General features: G+C 52.8%; 21 protein-coding genes and 1 riboswitch. Of the genes, 20 read left to right on the top strand and 1 reads right to left on the bottom strand.

What is annotated here, in order from left to right; translation table 11 throughout:
* Positions 1 to 224 precede the first annotated feature (224 nt).
* From MYS68_RS28840 to MYS68_RS28765, 16 genes are all read left to right on the top strand, one after another.
* On the top strand, positions 225 to 1,508 hold the full coding sequence (locus MYS68_RS28840) for an HD domain-containing protein (protein ID WP_248929112.1): 1,284 nt from the start codon (positions 225 to 227) through the stop codon (positions 1,506 to 1,508).
* A gap of 68 nt (positions 1,509 to 1,576) precedes the next feature.
* A complete protein-coding gene (locus tag MYS68_RS28835) occupies positions 1,577 to 2,344 on the top strand; it encodes a TatD family hydrolase (RefSeq protein WP_248929111.1) in 768 nt (255 codons plus the stop codon).
* Between the two features lie 230 nt (positions 2,345 to 2,574).
* Positions 2,575 to 2,739, top strand: a riboswitch (cyclic di-AMP (ydaO/yuaA leader).
* A gap of 339 nt (positions 2,740 to 3,078) precedes the next feature.
* Positions 3,079 to 4,164, top strand: a complete 1,086-nt coding sequence (locus tag MYS68_RS28830; RefSeq protein ID WP_248931041.1) for a 3D domain-containing protein — start codon at positions 3,079 to 3,081, stop codon at positions 4,162 to 4,164.
* Positions 4,165 to 4,269: 105 nt separating this feature from the next.
* Positions 4,270 to 4,815: a ribonuclease M5 gene (rnmV, locus tag MYS68_RS28825; RefSeq protein ID WP_248929110.1), complete on the top strand. Its 546-nt coding sequence runs from the start codon at positions 4,270 to 4,272 to the stop codon at positions 4,813 to 4,815.
* Positions 4,816 to 4,842: 27 nt separating this feature from the next.
* Positions 4,843 to 5,724 (top strand): 16S rRNA (adenine(1518)-N(6)/adenine(1519)-N(6))-dimethyltransferase RsmA, encoded by an 882-nt coding sequence (gene rsmA, locus MYS68_RS28820; protein WP_338043679.1) that lies wholly within the window; start codon positions 4,843 to 4,845, stop codon positions 5,722 to 5,724.
* A 75-nt stretch (positions 5,725 to 5,799) separates the two neighbouring features.
* Positions 5,800 to 6,660, top strand: coding sequence for a sporulation peptidase YabG (gene yabG / locus MYS68_RS28815; RefSeq protein WP_248929108.1), 861 nt, complete (start codon positions 5,800 to 5,802; stop codon positions 6,658 to 6,660).
* A gap of 223 nt (positions 6,661 to 6,883) precedes the next feature.
* On the top strand, positions 6,884 to 7,159 hold the full coding sequence (gene veg, locus MYS68_RS28810; RefSeq protein ID WP_248929107.1) for a biofilm formation stimulator Veg: 276 nt from the start codon (positions 6,884 to 6,886) through the stop codon (positions 7,157 to 7,159).
* Between the two features lie 131 nt (positions 7,160 to 7,290).
* Positions 7,291 to 7,653 (top strand): small, acid-soluble spore protein, alpha/beta type, encoded by a 363-nt coding sequence (locus tag MYS68_RS38670; RefSeq protein ID WP_275983540.1) that lies wholly within the window; start codon positions 7,291 to 7,293, stop codon positions 7,651 to 7,653.
* Positions 7,654 to 8,001: 348 nt separating this feature from the next.
* Complete coding sequence (gene ispE / locus MYS68_RS28800; protein WP_248929106.1) at positions 8,002 to 8,856, top strand: 4-(cytidine 5'-diphospho)-2-C-methyl-D-erythritol kinase; 855 nt, start codon at positions 8,002 to 8,004, stop codon at positions 8,854 to 8,856.
* A 132-nt stretch (positions 8,857 to 8,988) separates the two neighbouring features.
* Positions 8,989 to 9,816 carry a pur operon repressor gene (gene purR, locus MYS68_RS28795; protein ID WP_248929105.1) on the top strand — a complete coding sequence of 276 codons (828 nt, stop codon included), beginning with the start codon at positions 8,989 to 8,991 and terminating at the stop codon, positions 9,814 to 9,816.
* A gap of 5 nt (positions 9,817 to 9,821) precedes the next feature.
* Positions 9,822 to 10,214 carry a RidA family protein gene (locus tag MYS68_RS28790; protein ID WP_248929104.1) on the top strand — a complete coding sequence of 131 codons (393 nt, stop codon included), beginning with the start codon at positions 9,822 to 9,824 and terminating at the stop codon, positions 10,212 to 10,214.
* 116 nt (positions 10,215 to 10,330) lie between these two features.
* Positions 10,331 to 10,615: a septation regulator SpoVG gene (spoVG, locus tag MYS68_RS28785; RefSeq protein WP_127610130.1), complete on the top strand. Its 285-nt coding sequence runs from the start codon at positions 10,331 to 10,333 to the stop codon at positions 10,613 to 10,615.
* A gap of 135 nt (positions 10,616 to 10,750) precedes the next feature.
* Positions 10,751 to 12,151 carry a bifunctional UDP-N-acetylglucosamine diphosphorylase/glucosamine-1-phosphate N-acetyltransferase GlmU gene (glmU, locus tag MYS68_RS28780; RefSeq protein ID WP_275983539.1) on the top strand — a complete coding sequence of 467 codons (1,401 nt, stop codon included), beginning with the start codon at positions 10,751 to 10,753 and terminating at the stop codon, positions 12,149 to 12,151.
* A 917-nt stretch (positions 12,152 to 13,068) separates the two neighbouring features.
* Positions 13,069 to 13,584: a hypothetical protein gene (locus MYS68_RS28775; protein ID WP_248929102.1), complete on the top strand. Its 516-nt coding sequence runs from the start codon at positions 13,069 to 13,071 to the stop codon at positions 13,582 to 13,584.
* Positions 13,585 to 13,622: 38 nt separating this feature from the next.
* Positions 13,623 to 13,898 carry a hypothetical protein gene (locus MYS68_RS28770; RefSeq protein ID WP_248929101.1) on the top strand — a complete coding sequence of 92 codons (276 nt, stop codon included), beginning with the start codon at positions 13,623 to 13,625 and terminating at the stop codon, positions 13,896 to 13,898.
* Between the two features lie 499 nt (positions 13,899 to 14,397).
* On the top strand, positions 14,398 to 15,060 hold the full coding sequence (locus MYS68_RS28765; RefSeq protein ID WP_248929100.1) for a 50S ribosomal protein L25: 663 nt from the start codon (positions 14,398 to 14,400) through the stop codon (positions 15,058 to 15,060).
* A 501-nt stretch (positions 15,061 to 15,561) separates the two neighbouring features.
* Here the strand turns inward: MYS68_RS28765 and MYS68_RS28760 are convergent.
* Positions 15,562 to 15,762 (bottom strand): hypothetical protein, encoded by a 201-nt coding sequence (locus MYS68_RS28760; protein ID WP_248929099.1) that lies wholly within the window; start codon positions 15,760 to 15,762, stop codon positions 15,562 to 15,564.
* Positions 15,763 to 16,020: 258 nt separating this feature from the next.
* Between MYS68_RS28760 and pth the strand changes: the two genes are divergently transcribed.
* The 4 genes from pth (at position 16,021) to MYS68_RS28740 (ending at position 21,579) form a co-directional block, all read left to right on the top strand.
* Positions 16,021 to 16,581, top strand: a complete 561-nt coding sequence (gene pth, locus MYS68_RS28755) for an aminoacyl-tRNA hydrolase (RefSeq protein ID WP_248929098.1) — start codon at positions 16,021 to 16,023, stop codon at positions 16,579 to 16,581.
* Positions 16,582 to 16,690: 109 nt separating this feature from the next.
* On the top strand, positions 16,691 to 16,921 hold the full coding sequence (locus MYS68_RS28750; protein WP_248929097.1) for an anti-sigma-F factor Fin: 231 nt from the start codon (positions 16,691 to 16,693) through the stop codon (positions 16,919 to 16,921).
* An 82-nt stretch (positions 16,922 to 17,003) separates the two neighbouring features.
* A complete protein-coding gene (gene mfd, locus MYS68_RS28745) occupies positions 17,004 to 20,525 on the top strand; it encodes a transcription-repair coupling factor (RefSeq protein WP_248929096.1) in 3,522 nt (1,173 codons plus the stop codon).
* Positions 20,512 to 21,579, top strand: a complete 1,068-nt coding sequence (locus MYS68_RS28740) for a peptidylprolyl isomerase (protein ID WP_248929095.1) — start codon at positions 20,512 to 20,514, stop codon at positions 21,577 to 21,579. The genes mfd and MYS68_RS28740 overlap by 14 nt, the downstream gene beginning before the upstream one ends.
* The last annotated feature ends 130 nt before the right edge of the window (positions 21,580 to 21,709 follow it).

Here is a 21,709-nt window from a genome sequence, read left to right as displayed (position 1 = left end):
TTGCAAATGCAACTATTCTAGATATAGCACAATTGGAAGAGTAGAGCAAGATAATTCGACAAAAATATCATCGACAGACAAAGGCGAATTTGTCGAAATGCCACGATAATCCGGGATAGGGCTCGGATATGGGTTTCGTTTCCGATAAATTTAGCGTATGCTTAGTAAAAAGAGACAAGATCTGCTAATTCGCTGGCAATCCAGCTGGACGAGGTGATCGAACCGTGACTTTGCTCAAGGAAGAAAAAGTGTTTAAAGACCCTGTGCATAAATACATTTATGTGCAGGACGAAACGATCTGGGATCTCATCAATACGAAAGAGTTTCAAAGGCTTCGCCGCATCCGCCAGCTCGGCACTTGCTTTCTTACTTTCCATGGAGCGGAGCACAGCCGGTTTTCCCATTCGCTCGGCGTATATGAAGTAACGAGAAAAATCATCTCCCAGTTCGAAAGAAACCAATATGAAGACTGGCCGAAGGAAGAGCGGCTGCTCTGCTTGTGCGCGGCGCTTCTTCACGATGTCGGGCACGGTCCGTTTTCCCATTCCATTGAACGCACGTTCGGTACCCACCACGAGGAATGGTCCTGCCGGATCGTTCTCGGGGATACCGAAGTGAACGAAGTGCTCAAGCGGGTATCGCCGACGTTCCCGCAGCAGGTAGCCGGAGTGATAGCGAAAACGTACCGGCAGGAAATCGTCGTCAGCCTTGTCTCAAGCCAACTGGATGCGGACCGTATGGATTATTTGCTGAGAGATGCCTATTTTACCGGCGTCAATTACGGCACCTTTGATCTTGAGCGCATTTTGCGAGTTCTGCGCCCTTACAAGGGACACATCGTCGTCAAGGAAAGCGGCATGCATGCGGTTGAGGACTACCTGATGTCCAGATATCAAATGTACTGGCAGGTGTATTTTCATCCGGTAACGCGCAGCGCCGAAATTATATTGAACAAAATTTTCCAAAGAGCCAAACAGCTGTATGAAGAAGGGTACAGATTTCAATTTATGGTGCGGCCTCTGCTTTGCCTGTTCCAGGGTGCGCTTACCTTGCAGGATTATATTTTGCTGGATGAAGCGCTGATGCAGACTGTCCTGATGCAATGGACCCTCGAAGATGACGGCGTGCTGGCGGACCTGAGCCGGCGCTTTCTGGAGCGCGACCTGTTCAAATATGTGACGATGGACCGGGTTGACACCGGGCTGATGGAGCAGCTTCGGACAAACATGCAGGAACACGGCATAGATCCGGCGTTTTACCTGGAAATTGATTTTCCTTCCGACATGTCGTATGATGTGTACCGTCCCGGCGAAAATGACGAAAAATTGCCGATACTGCTGCTCGATCAACGCGACGTTCTGACGGAAATTTCCCGCAAGTCGGAAATTGTCCGGTCCATCAGCGGCATTCAACTGGGCAAATATCATTTGTACTATCCGGCCGAGCTGGCGGAGCGGCACACCGATCTGATTCCCCGCGAATTGCATAAGCTGTTCGATCCGGAATGAGACTTCGTTTAAGTAAAGGAGAACCAAATTAGCGCTAAACATTATAATAGAAAAAAAAGGAGAACCGCATGCTCATCGACACGCATACACATCTGAACGCCCGCCAATTCGATGAAGATCGACAAGAGGTCATCGAGCGGGCGATTCAGAACGGAATAAGTCGAATCGTTAATGTCGGATTTAATCGGGAAACGATCCCTTCCTCCATTCAGCTCGCCGAACAATACGAATTCATCTATTCGACCGTCGGGTGGCACCCGACCGATGCGGTCGATATGACGGAGGAAGATCTTGCCTGGATCGAATCGCTTTGCAGCCATCCCAAGGTGGTGGCGATCGGCGAGATCGGTCTTGATTATTATTGGGACACGTCTCCCAAAGACGTACAGCATCGGGTGTTTCGCGAACAAATTCGGCTTGCCCGCAAGGTAGGCAAGCCGATCGTCATACATAACCGGGACGCTCATCAGGACATCGTAAAAATCCTGCAGGAAGAGAAGGCCTCCGAAGTCGGAGGAGTGATGCACTGCTTCTCGGGCAGTTGGGAAACGGCCAAGCAATGCCTCGATATGAACTTCTACATTTCGTTCGGCGGGCCGATTACATACAAAAATGCCAAACAGCCAAAAGAAGTGCTCGCCCAGGTGCCGATGGACCGATTGCTCATCGAGACGGATGCCCCGTATTTGACTCCGCATCCTTTTCGAGGAAAGCGCAACGAGACCGGTTATGTGCGTTTGGTTGCCGAAGCCGCTGCCGAAATTAAGGGCATTCCGCTGGAAAATTTGGCTCACGTTACCACGGTAAACGCCATTACATTATTCGGGATTCGTTAAGTTTTTGTGTGGGTAAAGGGTGCCCTTTTTTGTTCGCAATTGAGATATACGGAGAAATAATGAGTATTTGTGGGGTTAACGCCAGAAAAAAGTGGATTATATTCGATCAATTGGCTGAAAATGATCTAATTTTCCAAAAATACGCCTTGATTTGCCGAGTTTGTATGCTTTACAGTTCCGGCGATACGGCGTAAACTACACAATAACAAAACCAAATTACCATTTACCATTTTTCCAGAACGCTGAGTTTCCAAGTGGGAAACGGGGGAACCAATCGGCGGCAAGCCGGTTCATTTTTTTGGGGTGAATCCTGAGCATTCCTCAATGCTTTGGGTAGGGCGACTCTCACGCCCGAATCCGTCAGCTAACCTCGTAAGCGTAACGAGAGAGGTAACGATTGTCGTGTCTGTTTGAATTTGCTTGCAATTTCAAAGTCACGGGAAGAGTCCTCTTTCCTGTGGCTTTTTTGTTGCCATTTTTGGCTATACGATTGAGAGGGTATTTTGTCCATGCCTTTCTAAAGGGCGGACGCCAAGGAGGTGGCGGCTGCAGTTATCCCAAGCGTACACGAGTTGCTGCGGGAAATTCAGTTAAATTATTCACAAAATGCAAAACAAATTTCCATAGTCGCGTCAGATGAAATCATGCGTTACACTCGGGTGGCGGGGCTTTGAAGGAGGACCGAACAAGTGGGCTCAATCCAAACGGAAACCCATGTAAGACGATCATCCAGCATGTCCTTCGCATTGCGATGGAAGCATGAAAACATGAGATCGATTCTCATTGTAGCGGCATTTTCGATCGCTATGACTTTCATGTTCATGATGTTGTTATACGGGACCGCAATCAAGCGGGTTACCGTGGTTGTTAACGGCCAAGAATCCGTTGTCCAGACAAGACAATGGGAACTGAGCCGGCTGCTGGATGAACAAAATATCCAGGTCGGGGAACACGACCGCATTTCCGTTCCGCTTACGGCAAGTCTCAAAAACGGAGACCGGATCGTCATCGACCATACGAAGCCCGTTCAGCTTACGGCGGATGGGGAAACGAAGACGGTATATACGACGGGGCAAACGGTAGAGAGCGCGCTGAAGGATTTGAATATTTCCGTTGGGGAGCTGGATAAAGTGATTCCTGCCGCCGACACCGCGCTTGCGGACAATGCAGCCATTCAAGTGGTGCGTGTGAAGAAAGAAACCGAGGATTTTACCGAAACGATCCCTTACGAAGTGGTTAAAAAGAATGATGCCCAACTGCTCAAGGGCAAAGAGCAGACCGTTCAGGAAGGCCAGGAAGGCGTCGTCCTGAAGACGAAAGAAAAGGTGTACGAAGACGGCAAACTTGTTTCCGAGGAAATTGTCAAAGAAGAAGTACAATCCGAAAGCGTCAATAAAGTGGTGGCCGTCGGCACGAAAAATCCGGTTATTGCCTTATCCGCTTCTTCTCCCAATATGGACGAAGTGACGAAAAGCGGGGTTACATTTGGATATAAGCAAATTGTCAAAAACATGACGTTGACCGCCTACACGGCAAGTGCAGGTGGCAAAAGTGCCAATCATCCGCAATACGGGCTCACCTCGACGGGGACCCGCGTGACGGAAGGGCGTACTATCGCCGTAGACCCGAAGGTCATTCCTCTTGGATGGTGGGTGTATATCGAAGGTCTCGGTTTCCGCAGAGCAGAAGATATCGGCAGCGCAGTAAAGGGGAACATCATCGACGTTTACTTCGATAGCGCCGATTACGCGACAAAATTTGGAACTAAACGCGGATATACCGTGTATATCATCGGTCCGAAGAAGCCGACCGCAGATTAACGGCTGCCGGATTTGGGGTATACTGATGCATATAGATAACGAGAAGTCGGGAAGAGGCTGAGCGCCTCTTCTTTTTCGCTTTGCAGGAGAGGACGAGCATGGGTTATGATCAAGGAAATCATTGTTGTGGAGGGTAAGGACGATACGGCGGCCATTCGGCGGGCCGTGGAGGCGGAAACGATCGAAACCGGCGGATCGGCGATCAATAAGGACGTCATCCAAAGGATTCGGCTGGCTCAGCAGCGCAGGGGAGTCATCGTGTTTACAGACCCGGATCATGCGGGCGAACGGATCCGCAAGATCATAACGGCCAAGGTGCCGGGATGCAAGCATGCTTTCCTGCCGCAGGAGCAGGCGGAGAAGAACGGCGACATCGGGGTGGAAAACGCCTCGCCTGAAGCGATCCGGTATGCCCTCTCGCACGTACGGACCGATTATGAAGCGGGCGGCACGGAAATCAGCTGGAGCGACCTGATCGACGCGGGGCTGATCGTTCACCCCCAGGCGGCGGCCAGAAGGCTGGAAGCCGGCAAGCTGCTCGGCATCGGGTACTGCAACGGGAAGCAGTTTTTCAAACGGTGCCGGATGTTCCAGATTACGAAAGAAGAGTTTGCGGACGCGATGCGCCGGGTATTGGACCAATTTGAGTAAAGAGGGTTACGGATGGAGACGACAAAGCTGAGCGGCGACGAGCTGATCGCTACGCCGAAACGTACGCAGGATTTGATTCGCAAGCATGGGCTTACCTTGAAGAAAAGCTTGGGGCAAAACTTTTTGATCGACCAAAACACACTGCAAAAAATTGTCGGCGCCGCGGAGCTGGACGCTTCGAAGGGAGCTCTGGAGATCGGGCCGGGTATAGGCGCGTTAACCCAGCACTTGGCGGTGAGGGCCGGAAAGGTCGTTGCCGTGGAGATTGACCAGCGGCTTATTCCCATTCTGCAGGAGACGCTGGAGCCTTACCCGAATGCGACGGTAGTTCACGGAGACGTGCTTGAGACGGACCTTGCGAAGCTGTTTGCCGAGAATTTTCAGGGGGTATCCCGGGTCAGCGTGGTTGCCAACCTTCCCTATTACGTGACGACGCCGATCATCATGAAGCTTCTGGAGGACAAGCTGCCGCTGGAGAACATCGTCGTCATGATCCAGAAGGAAGTGGCGGAACGCATGGCGGCCAGACCCGGGAAAAAGGATTACGGAAGCTTGAGCATTGCGGTTCAGTATTACTGCGAGCCGGAGCTTGTCGCCGTCGTGCCGCATACGGTGTTTATCCCGCAGCCGAATGTGGACTCGGCCGTGATTAAACTGAAGGTGCGGGACCGCCCTCCGGTGGAGGTGGCCGATGAGGCGTTTTTCTTCGAGGTCGTTCAAGCGGCTTTCACTCAGCGCCGAAAAACGATATACAATAACCTGGGCAGCCGCTTTTTCACCAAAGAGACTAAAACGGAGCTGGAGAAGCTTTTGCAGCAGCTGGACATAGATCCTTCCCGCCGGGGGGAAACGCTCAGCATCGAGGAATATGCGCGTCTGAGCGGCGCCCTCCGGCAATTTCTCGGGTAAACCCGGGATATAGGAGTAATTTCCCTCACCAAACGCCCACCCTCGCCATAAGATAGACGAGGAGGCGATATGGCCATGAAGCAAGGAGATCTTGTCATCCGAAAGTCTTACGGCGGGGATGTGCTGTTTAAAATACAGGAGTTCCGCTCTACCCATGCGATCCTGAGAGGCGTCGATTACCGGCTTCTCGCCGATTCGCCGGTTGCCGATCTGGAGGTAGCCTCGGGACAGGAGCTCATCCCTTATTATTTATCCAATCATCCGGAGATGAACAAAGCGATGCAGCGGCTTAAATCGCAAATCGCGGAGGTAAACCGGGAAGTCCCAAACCCCGGAGCGATCAGTCAAGGGAGCGTGCCGTCTTACTTCGAGCTCCCCGGGAAGGTGCTTCATTTGGACGGGGATCCGATGTATTTGCGGAAGAGCTTGAGCCTGTACGGCGAGCTCAAGGTTCCGGCGGAAGGATATTATGTGCCCGAAGCGGGTATGGCCGAGGCGCTGTACCGTCTGCTCCCGCAAACGAATCCCGATATCGTCGTCATTACAGGACATGACGGCATTCTCAAGCACCGCAGAAACGATGTGGGCAATCTGAGCAGCTACAAAAACTCCCACAACTTCGTCAATGCGGTGAAAGTGGCCCGCCAATATGAGAAAAACCGCGACACGCTGACGGTCGTCGCAGGCGCCTGCCAATCGCATTTTGAAGCGCTGCTTCAAGCGGGCGCCAACTTTGCCAGCTCTCCCGCCAGAGTGCTCATTCATGCGCTGGATCCGCTATGTATAGCCGCGAAAGTTGCGTATACGTCGGTAAAAGAAACGGTTAACATCAGGGACGTTATCAGCCTCACCAGCAGCGGCCTGGAAGGGCTGGGCGGCATCGAATCGAGAGGAAGCCACCGAATCGGCTTGCCCAAAAGTCCGTATTATGCGTAATTTTCAAACGCCGTAAAGGCGTTTTTCTTTTGTGAAAAATAAGCGATTTTGAATTTTGTGAATTTTTTGTGAACGAAAATAAGGGGTGTTGATGAAAAATAGCGCCATTATAGGCAAAAAGGGCATTGACATCCAGTTTGTCATGCTGCTATAATATTTGTCTTTGTTTGACATACTACCTCTATTGGGTTATAATTAACAAGGAAAGAGGTGGTAGTGGACAATGGCAAAAAATGCGCTGTTGGAAATCAAACGCAGTTTGGAACCTCATGTCGGACAGAAGATTATGTTGCGAGCGAATGGTGGTCGCCGAAAGACGATCGAACGTTCCGGTGTTTTGGAGGAAACCTACCCTTCGGTTTTTATTGTAAAGCTGGATCAAGAGCAAAACGCGTTCAAGCGAGTCTCTTACAGCTATGCTGACATTTTGACGGAATCCGTGGAAGTTACCGTAGTGAATGACGACGGACAACTCCGTATTACGTATATTCAACACTGATGTCAAACGGCCCCCGACCAGGCGGGCCGTTTTCTAATTTCCGGAGTAGCCTTCCCTTGCACCCGAATCGTATGCAAAAAAACGGTTTTTCACATACTAACACCAATTCGACTAAAGGAGGATTACCCACGATGGGACGCAGAAACAGACGCGGCGTAATGTCGGAAAGCTTTAAATATGAGCTGGCGAAAGACTTGGGATTTTACGATACGATTCAAAAAGACGGCTGGGGCGGCATTCGCACGAAGGACGCCGGAAACATGGTTAAGCGGGCGATTCAAATCGCCGAGCAAGCGGCGAAGCAGCAATATGGCCAGCAGACCCCTGCGGGCGGCTTTCAATCGACCCAGACCCCGTACGGCGCCGCCGCTCAGCAATCTCCGCAGCAAGGCGGCTATGTCGCCCGCCAACCTGCAGGACAGCAGGGTTATTCCCGGCAAACCGCTCTTTACAACGGTCAAACCCAACCTCAGCCCCAGTACCCGAGGATTTAACCGGACTGCACGTTTTAGGCTAAAGCATAGCGCTTTAGTCTTTTTTCCGTTCGCAGGATGCGGGCTGGCTCTAACGAAGCGAGTGCTCTGATGGATGCTGGGAAGTTGCTTTGATGGAGGAGTGGAGCGTGGCGGCATAGGATTTTATGCAAGTAAAATCCATGCCGGACAAACGCGAACTAGAAGCGAGCGGCAGCGCATATCGGGCGGGTCCAGGTCGCCCGAGCGCCTGGGGTCCCCCCGGTGGGGGGATTTAGGGGGCGGACGTACCCCAGCGAAAAGATGTATTTGCCTTTGGCATTTGGTATAGTAAAGAAAGTAAGTTTTTGCTGGAAAGAAGGTCGCAGAATGAAAATATACGAAAAAGCGCCGGCCAAAATCAACTTGTCGCTCGACGTGCTGTACAAGAGGGACGACGGCTACCACGAGGTGGAGATGGTGATGACCATGGTCGACCTGGCGGATCGGATCGAGATGCAGGAGCTGCCGCGGGATACGATCATCATCTCCAGCCAGGCCGGATACATACCTTTGGACGAGAAAAATTTGGCGTTTCAAGCTGCGAAGCTGATCAAAGACCGGTACGAGGTGAAGCAGGGGGTTTACATTCATCTTGATAAAAAGATACCGGTCGCCGCCGGGCTGGCGGGCGGAAGCAGCGATGCCGCAGCCACGCTGCGCGGTCTGAATAAGCTGTGGCGGCTGAATATATCAAACGAGGAGCTGAAGAAGCTGGGGGAAGAACTCGGCTCGGACGTACCTTTTTGCGTGACAGGAGGGACGGCCGTGGCCCGCGGGCGCGGGGAAAAGCTGGAGGCGATCGATTCTCCGCCGCAATGCTGGGTCATTCTGGCGAAACCGGCCATCAATGTGTCGACTTCCGAAATATACGGCAAGCTTGTAGCGCGGGACATCCAAAACCATCCCAATACGGCGCTGCTGCTTCAGGCCATTCGTGAAAAAAACTTCGAGCTGCTTTGCGAAAACCTGGGCAATGTGCTCGAAGAAGTGACGATAAAGCTGTATCCCGAGGTGAGGCAGCTAAAGGACGTTATGCAGCGGCTGGGGGCCGACGGCGTGCTGATGTCGGGCAGCGGGCCGACCGTATTCGGGCTTGTTTCCAAGGAGTCGAAGGTGGCGCGAATTTTCAACGGACTTCGCGGATTTTGCAAGGATGTGTATGCGGTGAGGCTGCTCACATAATGTTCACGTTTCGGGCGAATGTGTCAGGTTGATGTTAGAATAATTTTCATGAATATCTTGAATAAATACGGATAAAAATGATATATTTTCATTATAATATTCGGATTTTTTTGGGATCAGGGGGTGCTGACATTGAAAAAATTGAAACGAAGTGCCAGGTTGGTGGAAATGACACAGTATTTGCTGTTTCGCCCCCACACGCTCATTCCGCTCACAACGTTCGCTGACCGATACAATTCCGCGAAATCCTCGATCAGCGAGGATCTGGCGATTATTAAAGAGGTATTCGAAGCCGAGGGTCTCGGCGAGCTGCAAACATTGGCGGGCGCGGCAGGCGGCGTAAAATTCATTCCCCGCATGCCCAAGAGGGCTTCTCTGCAGTTTATCGAGGGTATTTGCCGTCAGCTTGAGCTTCCCGAACGGGTTCTACCCGGCGGGTATTTGTATATGTCGGATATCATGGGGCAGCCGCTTGTTTTGAATGAAATAGGCAAGACGTTTGCGTCGGCGTTCGCCGGACGCGACATCGATGTCGTCATGACGGTGGAAACGAAAGGAATTCCGATCGCTTATGCGACGGCATCGTATTTGAACCTGCCCGTCGTCATTGTCCGCAGAGACAACAAAGTGACGGAAGGCTCCGCGGTCAGCATCAACTACGTGTCCGGCTCGAACAAGCGGATCCAGACGATGTCGCTTGCCCGGAGAGCGTTGAAGGAAGAATCGAAGGTGCTGATCATCGACGACTTTATGCGGGTCGGCGGCACGATCCACGGCATGATGGATCTGCTCGGCGAATTCAAGGCAACCGTGAAAGGCGTCGGCGTTTTTGTGGAGTCGGGAGAAGTCGAGGAACACTTGGTCGAGGAGTATGTTTCTCTGGCCAGGCTGTCCGGAGTCGATTCCAAAACGAGACAAATTACCGTCGTACCCGGAAATTATTTTGACGAAGGAGAATGAACGGCATGAAATTGGAAACGATCGCATCGAATGAGGCGCCGGCGGCAATCGGTCCCTATTCGCAAGCAATGAAAGTCGGCAATTTGATTTTTACCTCCGGACAAATTCCGCTCGGTTTGGATGGACAAGTCGTGCAGGGAGGCATCGTAGAGCAAACGCATCAGGTGTTCCGGAATTTGCAGGCGGTGCTCGAAGCGGCCGGAGCCACATTGGGCCAGGTGGTAAAAGCGACGGTTTTTATCAAGGACATGAACCAGTTCGCAGCGCTTAACGAAGTATATGCTTCCTATTTCGGAGACCATAAACCGGCCCGCTCCACTGTCGAAGTGGCGCGGCTTCCGAAGGATGTTCTTGTCGAAATCGAGCTTATTGCAGCGATAAATGTCGAAACATTTTAAATTAAGCAACTATTTATAATTTTTTAGAAATTTCTTTTTATAAAAGAAGGATTTTGCCCTAAAATGTGGAATTATACACCAAGTCTTCTCATATGGGAAAAGGTGGTGAACTAATAGTGCAAATTACAGACGTGAGACTCCGCCGGGTTAACTCGGAAGGGAGAATGAAAGCCATTGCTTCCATAACCATCGATAACGAGTTCGTCGTTCACGATATTCGCGTTATTGACGGGAACAACGGCATGTTTGTGGCCATGCCCAGCAAGCGAACTCCGGACGGAGAGTTTCGGGATATTGCTCATCCCATATCTTCCTCTACCCGCGAGAAAATTCAGGCGGCCGTTCTGGCTGAATATGACCGCGCAGCCACGGAGGAAGAGGTTATCGAAGAAGGTGCATAATGTAAGCGCTACTGGGGAGCCGCTGACGGCTCTCTTTTCTTTTTGGGCCAATTGCGATATATTTGAGGCGGGGAAGGGGTACAGATTTTATCTTCTCAAAACGCTCATGTTATGTGGCAGGAGGTTGAAATCATTTTGAATATTATAGGCATAGTTTTGGCGGCAGGACAGGGAAAAAGGATGAAATCGAAGCTGTATAAAGTGCTGCACCCGGTTTGCGGAAAACCGATGGTAGGGCATGTCGTCGGCGTACTGGAGCAGCTTCAAACACATAGAACGGTTGTTGTCGTAGGGCACGGGGCGGAAGCGGTGAGAGGATATTTGGGCGATCGTGCGGAGTTTGTTCTTCAGGAACAGCAGCTCGGCACCGGACACGCCGTCATGCAGGCCGAGGCGCTTGTCGGAAGCGAAGACGGACTTACGGTGCTGCTGTATGGCGATACCCCTCTTGTTACCGTCGAATCGCTGCAGCAGATGATCTCGTTCCATCAGGAAAAAGGCGCGGCGGCCACCGTGATGACGGCGATGATGGATAATCCGCACGGCCTCGGCCGGATTATTCGCGACGAGCAGGGGCGCTGCGTGCGCATCGTGGAAGAGAAGGACTGCACGCCGGAGCAGCGGGCGATTCGCGAGATTAATTCGGGAATGTATATTTTCTCGAACCGAAAGCTGTTTGAGGCGCTCAGCCAAGTAACGAACAATAACGCGCAAAACGAATATTATTTGACGGATGTCATCGGTATTCTGGTCGGAAAAGGCGAAATCGTCGAAGCATATTGCACTCCGGATTGGACGGAGACGCTGGGTGTTAACGATCGCGTCGCTTTGTCCGAGGCGGAGGAAATTATGCGCAGGCGCATTAACCGCAAGCATATGCTAAATGGGGTCAGCCTCATAGACCCGGCCAGCACGTACATCGGCGCGGACGTTCAGATCGGCGCGGACACGGTGATTTTGCCCGGTACGGTGCTACGGGGCCGCACGGTGATCGGAGAGGACTGCGAGATCGGACCGCAATCGGATATCACCGACAGTGTCATCGGCGATGGCGTCACGGTGAATCGCTCGGTGCTTCAGGAAGCGGAAGTGGGCAAAGGCACGTCGATCGGTCCTTTTGCTTATTTGCGCCCGGGAGCGAAGCTGGGGGAAAACGTAAAGATCGGCGATTTCGTGGAAATCAAAAACGCGACTTTGGGCGACGAAGTTAAAGTTTCTCACCTCTCGTATGTAGGCGACGCCAAGATCGGACGCAACGTCAACTTCGGCTGCGGCGCGATCACCGTCAACTACGACGGCTTTAACAAGCAGCTGACTGAGGTGGAGGAAGACGCATTTGTCGGCAGCAACGTCAACTTGATCGCACCGGTTAAGGTCGGCAAAGGGGCTTACGTGGTAGCGGGTTCCACCATCACGCACGACGTGCCGTCGAACGATCTGGCTATCGCCCGCGAGCGGCAAACGAACAAGCCGGGTTACGCCGAGAAAATCCGCAGCAAGTTTTTGGCGAAAAAGCAGGCAAAGCAGGAGAAATAAGAGAAGTAATCTCATTAAGCAGCTCTGTTTCCGACAAGGAGGCAGGGTTTTTTGTTTATAGAGTAGTCTGTAGAGGGGACGGCAGTGAACTTCCGTGGCAACAAGATGGATCAGGGGAGTCATGTATTTCTTCCACGGCGCCTGCACCAGCGTATAGCGTGCCCGGCACTACTTCGGCGTGAGACGAAAAGTGCCGGGCAACCGCGGCCAGAGGCACGCACCTGCTTCCGGCCTCTTTGTTCCAAAGTACATTTTCCAACGCGCGCGAATCCCAGGCGCGCGTTTCGGCGCTGCGCGGCGGTCGGTCGAACCCCACGCGCGTCGGGCATACGATTCGGGCGAGCAGCCCCAAATTCATGCCTGTCAAACGCGAACTGGAAGCGAGCACTTGCGTGTTGCGGGCGGGGTCCGGGGCCCGAGCGCATGTTGTCAGGTTAAGCGGGAACATAGCGGAACTATGGTTCGCTAAGTGGGGCGATTTCGGACATTTTTGGAAATTAGCGGAACTCAGGTGATCTATTTGTCGATTTTCCCAATCCACAAGCCATTTTCTACCGATTTAGCGCATCTCATTTCCTCTATTTTTTCGCTGAGCCTATTTTTTTAAGAATAGCGAACATGCGTTCCTCTATTTTCATAAACTTTGCGAGGAATAACAAACAGTTCCAAGTGTCATTTGGTCTTCTATGATTCAACCCTCGATTTCGTCCATACCAGTTAAGCTGACAACATTGCGCTTGGGGCGCCTTAAGGGCTTTGAGGAGCAAAGGCGGTTTAGGAAGCCTCGGGTCCCCCTCAGGAGGATTTAGGGGTTGACTTTTTAATATTAAATCAGTCTGAAGAATGAGGACGAAGACCGGTTCGCGATGTATAATGGAGCAGCAAGTCAGATTGTGGTAAAGGTGGTTTTCGTTCTTATGAATCAGAGAGCGTTATTCGGTATCGTGTTGGCAGCCCTCGGCATCCTGCTCTTTACCGCAAAAGATCATACGCTGCAAACGGGCTCGCTGTTCGCTTATTTTTGGCCCAGCTTGTTCATGCTGCCTTTGGGCGTGTTTTTCCATTGGTTATATTTCAGCTTAACCGGTCGGCGGGGGGCAGGACTTCTTATTCCCGGTGGCATCCTGCTTGTTGCCGGTGTTGTCTGCCAGCTTGCGATGCTGTTTGATTTATGGCATGTGCTTTGGCCAGGCTTTATGTTTGCGGTATCGGTGGGGCTGTTCGAGTTTTACTGGTTCGGCGGACGCAACCGCTGGCTGCTCATACCGATCAATATTTTACTCGTGATGTCGCTGATGTTTTTCACCCTGCTGTCGATCGGTGCTTTGTGGAACGAATTTCTCGGCAGTCGCTCGATTATCGCGATCGTTCTCGTAGTCGTAGGTATATTGGTGGCATTTTCGGGCAAGCGCAGCCGTAGCGGCGAGTTTTAACCGTTAAGCTGTCGTAGCTGAAATGGGAAGTGCGGGATTTGCACAATCGCTATCGTTACCTCGATCTTGCCTATACGCCGGCAGGAGTGACAGGGTGCATAGAAATTCACGGCTATAGCACCCATGCCAGAGATATCGAAACATGGCGGTTTAAAGATTTATGCATGAAGCAGGCCATGTTGGTTCTTGACGATTGGTCGTTTCTTCCCAACGCTTATTTATCGATCAAGGAAGATCCTTCGGTCTGCAAACAACTTGTTCTCCCTTTCGTCGGGAAGTTTATCTCATGGCCCATTTCACACTCATTGGATTGAAGCGGAGACCATACGTTTTGCCAGACGAATGCTGCGACCGTTATCCTGCAGAGAAACTCGCCTCCCATCTTCAGTGCTCTGATTTGACTGGCGGACAGTCGCTAACGGACATAAGGGAACGCCAGAATCGGATTCTAGATGCCGAGCTTGCCTGACGGACATTTTATCCTCGTAGAATGCCCTATCGGCTGCTTTCTACTTAACTATGCCCGCTATGGGGACAATATGTCCGTAAGAGATACTGAAGTTCAAAAACAGATTGCTACGGTGATGATTTGTCCGTTAAATAAAGCTGCGCGGCACGCCCCCCTGCGTTCGTTTTGAGTGACCGCAGTCGCCCCCGCCTGTAAAGCTTGCTCGAATACTACGTTGCCATCTTCTGCATAAAGTCGAAGGAGGCCCGGAGTTTTGATGACAGTAGCCGGCCGGAGAACTCATAGGAGTTGGACTTTCTGGGCAAATTAGCAATAATCCCAGTTTCAAGGAGGTCCAACATCCAATGGCAGTAACCGTACGAGCGCAAAGCCGCGAGAACAAAACCAAGGGCGAAATCAATGAGATGCGTAAGCAAGGCATGGTGCCCGCCGTCGTTTACGGAAAAAAAGTAGGCGTTACTCCGATCGCCATCGATCAAAAGGAGTTTATGGCGCTGCTCCGCGGGCATCGCCATGCGATTATAGAAATGGAAATCCCCCAGGTCGGCAAACAGCCGGTCATGATCAACGAGGTACAACGTGATAAACTTACACGCGAGCTGTTACATATCGATTTTCACCAAATCAATATGGACGAGCCTGTCAAAACGGTCGTCGCACTAGATTTCGAAGGGGAAGCGGTTGGGGTAAAAGAAGGCGGAATCCTGCAGATTCAAAGGCATGACATCGAGATCCGCTGTTTGCCGCAAAACATTCCGACCTCGGTCAAGGTCGATGTCAGCAGGCTTGGAATCGGCGACAATATGCTGGTCGGCGACTTGACGCTGCCCGAGGAAATCGAGCTGAAGAGCGATCCTAGCGAGCTTCTCGTAACGATACTCATGCCTCAGAAGGAAGAGCCCGCAGCTGAGGTTGTCGCTGAGGAAACCGAAGGCAAAACCGTCGCTTCCGAAGGTGCGGTTAAAGCCGCTCTCGACGAAGCGGGAGAGAAATCGACCGTTAGTTAACATGGGAAATCCAGCGTTGGACAGCCTGGCCGGCTGTCCTTTTTGGCGTGGGCAGAGCGATGGCTGCTAAGAGGTTGGGAAAACGGTTTATAACGGTGGGTTAGTAAAGCGTGTCCGCCAATGGTTTGCGCGAGCAAACCGAGGCAGACAAACGCGAGCCCGAGGCACTTACTGGCTCCAAGCATGTTAGCACCAAAGTGCGGCGTGTCCGGCATAGGAATTTTTCCCGAAGGCAATAATTCCATGCCGGACAAACGCGACCCTAGCAGCGAGCAGTCTCGCATACCGGGCGGGTCCAGGGCGCCCGAGCGCCTTAAGGGCTTTGCGCAGCAAAGCCGGCTTCGGAAGCCTGGGGTCCCCCATTTGGGGGGGGGGGATGGGAAAATAGACGATGGCGCCCATTTTCATTCCCCTTTGTGACGCTCGGTCATCTTGTTTAGGGGGGCGCAACGGAGGAGCAGCCTGGGGTCCCCCTGGTGGGGGACTTAGGGTGGGTGCAGATTAATACCCCGGCCTCGAAATAAACGTATGCAGCCGGCGGTTGTACAAAACCGAGTTGATTTTGATAAAATGCTCTGTAAAATCGTCGATAAAGCCAATATCCCGGTGCAAAGCCTGCTCGTACACCTGGATCGGAATTCCATGTTCCAAATGCTCGCGGAAATGATCGTCTTCGGTCAGCTGCTGTCCGTTCACATACATAATAGCCCCTCCTGACGACGGTATGTAACTGCACAAACATAGGCGCAGAAGCGGGGTCGGCGATAGACGGCCAAGGAATAGCCGGCTCGCCGTCTGCGGAATTTCCGCCCGAAACGGTCTGACATCCGGGCCATTTTTCTTATCGAGGTTGATGCTGGTATAATGTGGAGTGTGCGTTGAAACGCAAGTTGCAAAATGGGGAAATTTTCCCTCTATCCGAATTGTATCGGATGCGGCGGAAGGGAGACAAGAACGAAATTGAAATGGTTTGTCGGTCTGGGGAATCCGGGCGTTCAATATGAAACGACGCGGCACAATATCGGCTGGCTGGCGCTGGATCGGTTTGCCGATAAGTACGGGATTAAGATCACGCAAAGCAAATGCAAGGGGCTCGTCGGGGAAGGCAACGTCAACGGCGAGAAGGTTGTTCTGCTGAAGCCGATGACGTTCATGAATTTATCGGGCGAATCGATGCGCGCGTATATGGATTTTTACAAAGTGCCGATTGAGGATCTGGTCGTCGTTTACGACGATCTGGACACGCCGTTCGGGCAAATCCGCTTAAGGTATCAAGGCAGCGCAGGTGGGCACAACGGCATTAAATCGGCGATCCAGCACCTCGGCACGCAGACGTTCAACCGAATCCGGATGGGCATTTCCCGGCCGGCGCCGGGCTTCGATATCGCGGACTACGTGCTGTCGCGGTTCACCAAGGAGGAGTTTGCCAAGATGCCGCAAATATTGGATCGTACGGTGGAAGCGATGGAGCATATGCTGAAGGAACCTTTTGAGAAAACAATGGCCCGATTTAACGGGTAATGGGCATAATGTTTATGCATCTCCTGTCAGACGCTGAAATTTTCGGCTAAAATCGGTTGTTTCCGTCCATAATAGATAGTAATAACCGCTCTACAGGAGGCATAACCTTATGTCAGTTAAATATATTTGCCGGCATTGCCAGACCCTCATCGGGCAGCTCGAAGACAAACATGTCAACGAATCGCTGCTGGGCTTTCATTTCTTGACCCCCGAAGAGCGGCGAGATATAATATCGTATGACCTGAATGGGGATACCACAGTTAAAGTCGTATGCGATTATTGCAAAGAAGCGCTGGAGGCCAACCCGGAGCTCTCTCTCCTCGGCAGTCTGCTGCAATAACCATAAGCGTTAATCGACATAATTCAGCCTAGGCAGCGATTCGCCGTAGGCTTCTTTTCAATTGGTGAGAGGGGTGTGCTGTTTGCAGGCGTTAATCCAAGCGTTTACCGAGGATGCCGATTTTCAGTCCGTCGTGTCGGGCGTCCGTTCGGGACTCAAGGAGCAATTGATTTCGGGGCTGACCGGATCTTCCCGGCAAGTCATGATCGCTTCTCTCGCGACAGAGCTGAAGCTCCCGATATTCGTTGTGACCCATAATATGTTTTCGGCGCAAAAAATCGTCGAAGATTTGATAGAGTGCCTGCCAAGCGATCAGGTACTGCTTTTCCCTGCCCATGAACTGATGGCGGCGGAATCGGCGACGGCGAGCCCCGAGATGCTGGCGCAGCGCATCGATGCGCTGACACGGCTGGCCGGCGGCTTCCGCGGCGTCGTTGTCGCCCCGTATGCAGGCGTGCGCCGGCTGCTGCCGAACCATGAGATGCTGGCGGCGGCGCAGCTCCGCGTGGAGGTCGGCCAGACGCTGGAGCTGGAGCCTTTTATCGCAAAAATGATAGATTTGGGCTATGAGAGGGTCGAGCGCGTCGAAGGCAAGGGAGAAATGAGCGTGCGCGGCGGCATTATCGATTTTTATCCGCTGTCGTCGGCGGTGCCGTTTCGCATCGAGCTGTTCGATGTGGAGGTCGATTCGATCCGCTCGTTCGACATTGCGGACCAGCGTTCGATCGATAAGTTGAAAGCTATAGACATTACGCCGTGCACCGAAATCATCGCCGACGGTAAGCGTTTCCAAAGTGCGGCTCAGCACGCCTATGAGCTGCTTCAGGCACAGCTGGACAAGATGACCGACCGGCAGGCGAAGGAAAAGCTGCTGGAAGGCATCGGCCATGATATCGAGCGGCTGCGGCAGGAGCAGGTATTCCCGGGCCTGTACAAATATATTTCCCTGCTGTACCCGGAGCGCCAGACGTTAATGGATTATGTGCCGAAGGATTCCGTGATGATCATTGACGAACCGCTGCGGCTGCTCGAAACCGTCAAACAGCTCGAACGCGACGAAGGGGAATGGATGACGCTGTCGCTGGCGGGCGGAGAGTCGCTTCCGGCGTTCGTATTGTCCAAGTCGTACGAAACGCTGATGGCGCGAAAGCCGTTTCCGACGCTGTACATGTCGCTGTTTTTGCGCCAGGTTCCCGGAACGCTTCCGCAAAACATCGTCAACTTTATGAGCCGCGCGATGCAAAGCTTCCACGGGCAAATGAACCTGCTCAAATCGGAGATGGAGCGGTGGAAGAAGACCGGCAGCAAGGTTATCATGCTGGCGGGCGGCGAAGAGCGCATGGAGAGGATGCGCCGGGTGCTGAGCGACTACCAGATCGAAGAGCCGACGATTATCAGCGGCAACCTGCAAACCGGCTTCGAGCTGCCGTCGATTCACCTGGTCGTCGTCACCGAAGGCGAAATGTTCACGCAGAAGCAGCGCAAAGCCCGGAAAATCGACCGGAAGCTGGAAAATGCCGAGCGGATCAAGAGCTACCAGGAGCTGAAGGTCGGCGATTACGTGGTTCATGTGAATCACGGGATCGGCAAATTCGTAGGTATCGGTACGCTGGAAATCAATGGCATTCATAAAGATTATTTGCACATCATGTACGCGGGCGGGGACAAGCTTTCCGTACCGATCGACCAAATCGATCTCATTCAAAAATACGTCGGCTCCGAGGATAAGGAACCGAAGGTGTATAAGCTGGGTGGAGCCGACTGGAACCGCGTCAAGAGCAAGGTGCGCAGTTCCGTTCAGGATATCGCCGACGATTTGATCAAGCTGTACGCCGACCGACAGGCGACGAAAGGCTACGCCTTCAGCAAAGATACGAGCTACCAGCACGAGTTCGAAGGCATGTTTCCGTACGAGGAGACGGCCGATCAGCTGCGGGCTATTGAAGAGATCAAGAAGGACATGGAGAAACCTCGTCCGATGGACCGGCTGCTTTGCGGCGACGTCGGTTACGGCAAGACCGAGGTGGCGATCCGTGCCGCCTTCAAGGCGGCGATTGACGGCAAGCAGGTTGCGGTGCTCGTGCCGACGACAATTCTCGCGCAGCAGCATTACGAAACGTTCCGCGAGCGTTTTTCCGGTTACCCGTTCAACATCCAGGTGCTCAGCCGGTTCCGCTCGAAAAAGGAACAGAACGAGACGACCAAAGGCGTCAAAAACGGTACGGTCGATATCGTCATCGGCACGCACCGCCTGCTGTCGGCGGATATGCAGTTCAAGGACCTCGGCCTCCTGATCGTGGATGAGGAGCAGCGGTTCGGCGTATCGCACAAGGAGAAGCTGAAGCGGCTGAAAACAAACGTCGACGTGCTGACGCTCACCGCCACGCCGATTCCGCGGACTCTGCATATGTCGATGCTCGGGGTCCGCGATTTGTCGGTCATCGAGACGCCGCCGGAAAACCGCTTTCCGGTGCAAACGTACGTGGTCGAATACAGCAATGCGCTCGTGCGGGAGGCCATCGAAAGGGAGCTCGCGCGCGAAGGCCAGGTGTACTACCTGTACAACCGGGTGCAAAACATCCAGCAAATCGCCGATCAGATCGCCGCGCTTGTTCCTGAAGCCCGCGTAACGGTTGCGCACGGGCAATTGTCGGAGCAGGAGCTGGAGAAGACGATTCTCGACTTCCTCGACGGCGAATTCGACGTGCTTGTCAGCACGAGCATTATCGAAACCGGCGTCGACATTCCGAACGTAAACACGCTGATCGTCCACGATGCCGATAAAATGGGGCTTTCCCAGCTGTATCAGCTGAGGGGGCGCGTGGGCCGTTCGAACCGGATCGCCTACGCCTATTTCACCTATCAGCGGGACAAGGTGCTGACTGAAGTTGCGGAAAAGCGTCTGCAGGCGATTAAAGAATTTACGGAGCTCGGCTCCGGATTCAAAATCGCGATGCGCGACTTGTCGATCCGCGGTGCGGGCAATCTGCTCGGCGCCGAGCAGCACGGCTTTATCGCATCGGTCGGCTTCGATCTGTACTCGCAGATGTTGGCCGAAGAGATCGCCAGGCGGAAGAAGGAAATGGACGGCGAGGAGGCCGCACCGGCCAAAGAATGGAGCACGCAGCTGGACATCCAGCTGGACGCGTATTTGCCCGGCGATTATATTTACGACAGCGTGCAAAAGATCGAAATCTACAAGAAAGTGGCGGCGATCAAAACGCTCGAAGAAGCCTCCGACCTGCAGGACGAGCTGACCGACCGGTTCGGCGATCCGCCGCAAGCGGTGCTGAACCTGCTCACGGCGGCGCGGTTGAAAGTGTACGGCGCATCCTATATGATAGAATCGATCAGCCAAAAGGGCGATAATTATCTGATCACGATCCATTCGGACCAAAACGGCAATTTGGATGGGCAGAAGCTGTTTGCTATGTCCAGTCAATTTGAGGGTCGAATCAAGCTCATTGCCGGACCGCAAATCATGATTGAGGTAAGATGCAAGGGGCTCTCGCCAGAGCAATCCATCGCACTGCTGGAACGGTTTCTGGTAGAATACAAAGGTGCGCTCAAATTGAAGGGAGAATTGCAAAATGCAGCGAAATAACAAACGATTTAGGGGGCTTGCTGCCCTTATCGCACTCATGCTCGTTTTTACCGTGGCATCCGGGTGCGCGAAGAAGACGGATACCGCGAAAACGGACGAGGCCGCATCCGCCGGCAAGCCGACCGATGTGATCGTGACTTATAAGGATGGCGGGAAAATTACGCGCGGAGAATTTGACACGTTTTTAAATATCAACAAGTTTTTCAACCCGCAATTTGCGCAGTTCGCCACAGACCCGGCGTTCCAGCAGGACATGATGAAGCAGCTCGTTACGTTCAGGGTGCTCGCTTCCCGCGCCGACGACAAGGCGAAGGCGGAAGGGGACAAAAAAGCGAAGGAACAAATGGATACGATCAACATGTACTTCGGGGCCCAGCAAGGGGGACTGGAGGAGAAGCTGAAAGCGGCGAATATCACAACCCAGGATGTGGAAAGCTTCGTCAAACAAAGCATGTATGCTGTCTCCTCGGCAGAAAGCAAAGTGACGGACCTGCAGGTGAAGGACGCCTATGATAAAAAGCTGGCCGCAAACAGCCATCTTTACGACATCGCCACCGTTCGCCATATTCTGGTCGTTACGAATGACCCTGCAACGGGCAAAGAAACCCGCAGCAAGGAGGAGGCGCTTGCCCGGGCCAAGGAAGTGCAGGACAAGCTGAATAAAGGCGGGGATTTCGACGCGCTCGCCAAGGAATATTCCGACGATCCCGGCTCCAGGGACAAAGGCGGCAAGTACGAAAATGAGGAAATTTCCCAATGGGACCCCGCTTTCGGCAAGGCGGCGGCGGAGCTTCCGCTGAACACAATCAGCGATCCGGTCGAAAGCTCGTTCGGGTACCACATCATGAAAGTGGAAGCGAGATCGAGCAAATCGTTCGACGATGTGAAGGGCAGCATCCGGTCGGAGCTGGCGGAAACGCAAATTTACGACTTTTTCGAGAAGGAGCTTCCGGGCCTTATCGAGACGAACAAACTTCCGAAGCCGGAAGAGAAGAAACCGGACGCCGCTCCTGGCGGCAGTGCGCCGGCATCTCCGGCGCCAGCCGGCAAATAAGCTTTTTTACCAGGGTATCCCAGCGGATGCCCTGTTTTTTTTCATGTTATTGGACATAATGTAAACAGCAGCGAAAGGAACCTATATATCCTTAAAGCCCGCCGGAAGCGCTGCTCCAGATGCATAACAA

Origin of the sequence: Paenibacillus hamazuiensis (assembly GCF_023276405.1) — a bacterium.
Classification (GTDB): domain Bacteria; phylum Bacillota; class Bacilli; order Paenibacillales; family NBRC-103111; genus Paenibacillus_AF; species Paenibacillus_AF hamazuiensis.
The sequence above is the reverse complement of the archived record's forward strand: the minus strand, read 5'-3'. Positions and strand labels throughout refer to the sequence as shown.

What these genes read in the sequence shown, in the direction of transcription:
- MYS68_RS28835 (WP_248929111.1), top strand. Translation starts at nt 1,577, where the DNA reads ATGCTCATCGACACGCATACACATCTGAACGCCCGCCAATTCGATGAA.
- MYS68_RS28830 (WP_248931041.1), top strand. Translation starts at nt 3,079, where the DNA reads ATGTCCTTCGCATTGCGATGGAAGCATGAAAACATGAGATCGATTCTC.
- rnmV (WP_248929110.1), top strand. Translation starts at nt 4,270, where the DNA reads ATGATCAAGGAAATCATTGTTGTGGAGGGTAAGGACGATACGGCGGCC.
- yabG (WP_248929108.1), top strand. Translation starts at nt 5,800, where the DNA reads ATGAAGCAAGGAGATCTTGTCATCCGAAAGTCTTACGGCGGGGATGTG.
- veg (WP_248929107.1), top strand. Translation starts at nt 6,884, where the DNA reads ATGGCAAAAAATGCGCTGTTGGAAATCAAACGCAGTTTGGAACCTCAT.
- MYS68_RS38670 (WP_275983540.1), top strand. Translation starts at nt 7,291, where the DNA reads ATGGGACGCAGAAACAGACGCGGCGTAATGTCGGAAAGCTTTAAATAT.
- ispE (WP_248929106.1), top strand. Translation starts at nt 8,002, where the DNA reads ATGAAAATATACGAAAAAGCGCCGGCCAAAATCAACTTGTCGCTCGAC.
- MYS68_RS28790 (WP_248929104.1), top strand. Translation starts at nt 9,822, where the DNA reads ATGAAATTGGAAACGATCGCATCGAATGAGGCGCCGGCGGCAATCGGT.
- MYS68_RS28775 (WP_248929102.1), top strand. Translation starts at nt 13,069, where the DNA reads ATGAATCAGAGAGCGTTATTCGGTATCGTGTTGGCAGCCCTCGGCATC.
- MYS68_RS28765 (WP_248929100.1), top strand. Translation starts at nt 14,398, where the DNA reads ATGGCAGTAACCGTACGAGCGCAAAGCCGCGAGAACAAAACCAAGGGC.
- MYS68_RS28760 (WP_248929099.1), bottom strand. Translation starts at nt 15,762, where the DNA reads ATGTATGTGAACGGACAGCAGCTGACCGAAGACGATCATTTCCGCGAG.
- MYS68_RS28750 (WP_248929097.1), top strand. Translation starts at nt 16,691, where the DNA reads ATGTCAGTTAAATATATTTGCCGGCATTGCCAGACCCTCATCGGGCAG.
- MYS68_RS28740 (WP_248929095.1), top strand. Translation starts at nt 20,512, where the DNA reads ATGCAGCGAAATAACAAACGATTTAGGGGGCTTGCTGCCCTTATCGCA.